Annotated in this window: 4 protein-coding genes; all 4 read left to right on the forward strand. The window is 65.3% G+C overall.

The features are described 5' to 3' along the window. Positions 1-258: 258 nt before the first annotated feature. Positions 259-1,365, forward strand: coding sequence for a tyrosine-type recombinase/integrase (locus H483_RS27070; RefSeq protein ID WP_031264746.1), 1,107 nt, complete (start codon positions 259-261; stop codon positions 1,363-1,365). Next, on the forward strand, positions 1,362-1,694 hold the full coding sequence (locus H483_RS27075) for a helix-turn-helix transcriptional regulator (RefSeq protein ID WP_017836429.1): 333 nt from the start codon (positions 1,362-1,364) through the stop codon (positions 1,692-1,694). The genes H483_RS27070 and H483_RS27075 overlap by 4 nt, the downstream gene beginning before the upstream one ends. A 24-nt stretch (positions 1,695-1,718) precedes the next feature. Continuing rightward, positions 1,719-3,236 (forward strand): hypothetical protein, encoded by a 1,518-nt coding sequence (locus H483_RS27080; RefSeq protein ID WP_017836430.1) that lies wholly within the window; start codon positions 1,719-1,721, stop codon positions 3,234-3,236. 243 nt (positions 3,237-3,479) lie between these two features. Further along, the gene (locus H483_RS38540; RefSeq protein ID WP_198150781.1) at positions 3,480-3,908 is read left to right on the forward strand and encodes a heavy metal-responsive transcriptional regulator; all 429 of its coding nucleotides are present in this window, start codon (positions 3,480-3,482) and stop codon (positions 3,906-3,908) included. The last annotated feature ends 311 nt before the right edge of the window (positions 3,909-4,219 follow it).

Consider the following 4,219-nt stretch of genomic DNA (forward strand, 5'->3'; position numbering starts at 1 on the left):
AAAATCTGCGTATTGCATCAGATGAATCGCCCCTCGCATTTCCAGCTCCTCCTTCGCGTCCGGCACCGATCCCTGCCCCGAACTGCGAAGTCACCCACTCTCGGGCGCTGCCACCACTGCTTTCCGGCCCGGGCACTGGGCCTCAATGAGGCCGAAAGACGATCTTTGGCACGTCGTTGACCTGCAGGGGTTCCCGTGAAGGCTCATCGGTTGTATCATTGATTCATCAGATGAGACGTCGTGGTTTGGGGTTTAGCGATGCGACTGGATGGCTCCGGACGGGTCCATATGGCGCCGTCGCTGCCGGTGCTTCGGCCCGCCGAGCAGGTGCTCCGGCTGATGCTGGAGGGCTGGCGCAACCAGCAGCTATCCCGAAATCTGCAGTTCAACACGATCGAACAGCGACTGCGCCTGGTGCAGCGGTTCGTCGACCACGTCAATGCGGAGCCGTGGCACTGGACCCCGGCGATGGTCGAGGAATTCTCCGCCGATCTCCGTACGGTCAAACACGTCGCCCACTCCACTCTTCGCGGCTACCACTGCGCACTGCGGGCGTTCACCAGCTACATCGCCAATCCGGATTACGGCTGGGATCGGGTGTGCGAGCAGCACTTCGGCACCCATCCGGCGCAGGTGTTCTTCGACTGGAACACCGCACCACACGTGCAGGCCTACGACGGGCGGGCCACAAAGCGGCCCTACACTCGCGAGGAACTCGATGCACTGTTTGAGCACGCCGACAACGAAGTCGCACGCGCTGGCGCCTCCGGGCGGAAAGGCTGGCAGCCCGCCTACCGGGACGCGGTCATGATGAAGATCGCCTACGGCTACGGTCTGCGATTCAACGAGTTGCGCCACCTGCAAACCGTCGACTTCGCCCGCAATCCCCACGCCCGCGAATTCGGGGCCTTCGGCCTCTGCAAGGTCCGCTACGGAAAATCCCGACGCGCCTCTCCCTTTCGGCCCCGCAGCGTGTTGACCGTATGGCGCTGGACTCCAAGCATCCTCGAAGACTGGCTGGCCAATGGCCGCGGCGCCCCCGACGGCCTCGAGCTGTTCTGTAGTGAACGTGGCGGACTCGTCGTGGAATCGACCTTGCTGCGTCGGCTACGCCGGTACTGCGACGAACTCGGATTCTCCGATGGTCTCGATATCCATTCCTTCCGTCGCTCGTACGCCACTCACCTGCTGGAAGCGGGATGGGATCCCCGGTTCGTCCAGGACCAGATGGGCCACGAGTACGCCTCGACCACCGGGATCTACCAGTTCACCTCCGATGAGTTCCGGCGCTCCACCCTCCGCGCCGCGCTCGACCGCACGATGAATCAAGCACTGTCACCCGACGATCGGAGCGGACCATCATGAAGCGCACCGTCGACTACCGCTGGCGTCTGGCCGAGCTCATGGCCGCACGCGGCATGCACAACACCACCGAACTGATCCCGCACCTGGCCGAACGCGACATCACCCTGTCCCGGCCGCAGGTCTACCGACTGGTTACCCAGCGCCCCGAACGCATCTCCCTGCAGGTCGTAGCCGCCCTGTGCGACATCTTCGACTGCGGACCCGACGACCTGCTCACCGTCACCGCTGCTGATGCACGCGCCCGCAAAACCGGCACCACCCCGGCAGCGAATGTCGTCGACCTCGACCGGTCCGTCCGCCCACGCCGCGCCAACATCCTCGACGAATAGCCCCGCCCGCGAGGAGGACGACCAATGAACCCGACCCCTGACGGCCTGTCGCCTCGTTCCACCCGCCGCGGCCGACCACGCGCCACCAGTACCCGAGATGACCCCTGTGCCCGGTGTGGCCGCAACATCCCCCGCCTGGCAGCGCGTTGGCCAGAGGGGCGACTGTGCTTCACCTGCTACAACACCGCGATCCACACCCACGGCACCTGCCCGAACTGCCGACAGGACCGGCTCCTGCCCGGCCCTCCAGGCGCCGACGGCGAACCGGTCTGCGGCACCTGCGCCGGCATCGACGTCGACTTCCACTGCCAGCGCTGCGGCGCCGAAGCAGGCCATCACCGCGGCAACCTCTGTGTCCGCTGCGTCCTGCGCGAGGACCTTCACGCCCTGCTCGGCAGTGCCCCCAGCGATCCCACACTGGCCGGTCTCGTCGACGCCCTGTGCGCCGCCGACCGACCCGAATCGATCATCACCTGGAAACGCTCACCCAAAGTGAAAACCCTGCTCACCGGACTCGGCGACGGCTCAATCCCCTGCACCCACGACGGATTCGACGCCGTCGGCGGCAAACCGGCCGAACACGTTCGTGCACTGCTACAGCACCACGACCTCCTACCCACACGGGATCCCTACTTGCCGCGGTTCGAACAGTGGATCGCCACGAAGCTCGACGGCCTGCCCGACGAGGTCCGCCAGCCCGTCCATCACTTCGCGACCTGGCATCACCTGCGCCGCATCCGAGCCAAAGCCGCCGACGGGACGCCCACCCGGGCACCGATCCATTCGGCGAAGCAAGAGATCACCGAGACCATCAAGTTCCTGAGCTGGCTGCACACCACCTATGGGCGCACTGCCGCAACCTGCACCCAGCCCGACATCGACGAGTGGCTCGCCACCGGACCCAGTACCCGACAACTGATCCGGACCTTCTTCGTCGTCGCCGCACGCACCCGCCTCAACACCACCGTCACCGTTGGGCACCGTGCCGCCCGCAGCAGCCCGTCGTTGACTCAAGACCAGCGGATCGCGTGGATCCACGAACTCCTCACCGGCAACAGCGAGACACTGCCCTACCGCGTCGCCGGCACACTCCTGCTCCTCTACGCCCGTCCGATCACCAGAATCGTCACCCTGCAAGTCTCCGACGTCACCGACCAGGCAGACGGGATGACCATCGCACTCGGCCTACGCCCCACCGACGTGCCCGAACCCTTCGCCGGCCTCCTGCGCACCCACCTGGCCACTCGCCCGAACCTGCGCACCGGCGCCGGCGGTGACAACCCCTGGCTACTGCCCGGCACGCTCGCCGGACGACACCTCCACCCCACCACCGTCGCAAACCGACTCCGCGGCCTGGGCATCAACCTGCGCGAAGCACGCAACCGAGCCCTGGCCGAGCTCGTCGTCGAATGCCCGCCCTCACTCGTGGCCGACGCCCTCGGCTACAGCCACCAAGTCGCCTTCCGCCACGCCAGCAAAACAGCCGAACCCTGGGCCCGCTACGTCGGCCGATCCCTCCCCCGCCCAACGGATACCCCGTAGCGTCGCGCAATCGTCCGCCGTGGAGACACTCGGGTCCACAGCATCCGAAAACAGGCAACGTTACGCGTTTCCGCTGTTTCCCGAATGGGGTCCGGACGAACGCTGGAGTCGCCGTCGACGAGCAAAATCCGGCCGACGAGCTGGGTGGTACCAAACCACAGGGAGCACTAGCTGAGGCTGACGGGAAGACTCCTGATCCCGGCGCTTGACCTTGAAGTGCACTCCAAGGTCTACCGTGAGGTCATGACAAGCCAGGCAATGACGAGCTACATGCGGATCGGAGAGCTCGCCAACGTCGTCGGCCTCAGCCCGGACACGATCCGCTACTACGAGAGAGTTGACTTACTACCGCCCCCAGCCCGCACCCCGTCGGGCTATCGGATCTACAGCACGCAAGCGGTGGATCGTCTGCGCTTCATCCAGGGGGCACAGCGGCTAGGCCTCAAGCTCGACGACATCCGTGACCTCCTCTCCGTCAGAGACACAGGAGCCTGTCCGTGTGAACCGGCAGGAGACCTACTCACCCGCCGGTTGACCGAACTCGATGCAGAAATTAAACGTCTGAAAACTCTGCGAACCGAGATGACGACCATGCTCACAGCCTTGCCTGCCGAGAATTGCCCACCCCCGACCCCAGGAACTTGGCTTGAAACAAAGAAGGAGGTGAACTGAGATGCACGACTGCTGCGAAGACCCGATGTGCCCGCCAGAACTCTGCGGCTGCGGCTGCTAACCAGCAAGGAGGGGGCTCCGGCCCCCTCCTTGCTCCTCGCCCTGGGTCGCGGGTCGGCTGAGCAATCTGCGGACTGGTTCCGATTGAGGATCCCCTAACGCGATACCGCCAACCCGGCACGCAAACCGTACCGGCCGCACGTTGTGATCCGGCCTCCCCCTGCGGGAGAACCCGCTCGGAACAACGGCCAGGGACGGCCCCTGCCTGCCGACTCGAATACGCATGAATCTAATACGCAGACCTTCCACCT

The organism is Dietzia sp. UCD-THP (genome assembly GCF_000349585.1).
Classification (GTDB): Bacteria; Actinomycetota; Actinomycetes; order Mycobacteriales; family Mycobacteriaceae; genus Dietzia; species Dietzia natronolimnaea_A.

Coding starts and splice junctions, on each gene's coding strand:
- H483_RS27075 (WP_017836429.1), top strand. CDS start 1,362: ATGAAGCGCACCGTCGACTACCGCTGGCGTCTGGCCGAGCTCATGGCC.
- H483_RS27080 (WP_017836430.1), top strand. CDS start 1,719: ATGAACCCGACCCCTGACGGCCTGTCGCCTCGTTCCACCCGCCGCGGC.
- H483_RS27070 (WP_031264746.1), top strand. CDS start 259: ATGCGACTGGATGGCTCCGGACGGGTCCATATGGCGCCGTCGCTGCCG.
- H483_RS38540 (WP_198150781.1), top strand. CDS start 3,480: ATGACAAGCCAGGCAATGACGAGCTACATGCGGATCGGAGAGCTCGCC.